Raw genomic sequence first — 970 nt, forward strand, 5'->3', positions numbered from 1 at the left:
AGATGTGTATAAGAGACAGCCTCTGATCAAAAAGTGCGCAATTCTAGCGATGGGCAACGCACTTGACCAGCTTTATGCAGGGAAATACGACGAGCGCTGCGCTATGCTTCGCGCCGTTGCGCATGGGTAAAACCCGTGGGTCAATAAAACGTCTGTTACGAGAAGTAAAACAGCGCATGCTAGGGTTCGCTTAGACGCGCTGTTTATATAAGACCTCAGGTCAAAGGGCAGGAGTGGTTGATGGGTCAGGCAAGCAGTCAGGCAACAGGTGCCGAGCATTCAAACGCCAAGCCGATTGGCATGCTGGTGGCGGCGGTTGGGGTGGTGTATGGCGATATCGGTACCAGCCCGCTCTATACCCTCAAAGAGGTGTTCAACGGCGGTTATGGGGTTCAGGTCAACCACGATGGCGTGCTGGGGATTCTGGCGCTGATTTTCTGGTCACTGATCTGGGTCGTGTCGATCAAGTACATGCTGTTCGTACTTCGTGCCGACAACCAGGGCGAAGGCGGCATCATGGCCCTTACCGCGCTGGCGCGGCGCGCGGCGGGGGAGCGCAGGAAGCTGCGCAGTTTCCTGGTGGTGTGTGGTCTTTGCGGGGCGGCATTGTTCTATGGCGATAGCATGATCACCCCGGCAATTTCCGTTTTGTCGGCCGTGGAAGGTCTGGAACTGGCGTTCGATGGCCTGGAAAAATGGGTAGTACCGATTGCCCTGGTGGTGTTGGTAGCGTTGTTTCTGATCCAGAAGCACGGCACCGACCATATCGGCAAACTGTTCGGGCCGGTGATGGTGACCTGGTTTCTGGTGCTGGGCGGCCTTGGTGTGTACGGCATTACCCTGCACCCCGAGGTACTCCATGCCCTGAACCCGATCTGGGCCGTGCGCTTCTTCGAGGCCCACCCTGGCATTGGCGTGGCGATCCTTGGCGCGGTGGTGCTGGCGTTGACCCTGTCTCTTATACACATCT

Annotated in this window: 1 protein-coding gene; it reads left to right on the forward strand. The window is 57.3% G+C overall.

Going from position 1 to position 970, the window contains the following annotated elements; translation table 11 throughout:
• Positions 1–240: 240 nt before the first annotated feature.
• Positions 241–970: KUP/HAK/KT family potassium transporter (locus tag B6S09_RS18900; protein ID WP_211281101.1), on the forward strand; the 730-nt coding region annotated here is incomplete at its 3' end.

The organism is Oceanimonas baumannii (assembly GCF_002245495.1).
GTDB classification, from domain to species: domain Bacteria; phylum Pseudomonadota; class Gammaproteobacteria; order Enterobacterales; family Aeromonadaceae; genus Oceanimonas; species Oceanimonas baumannii.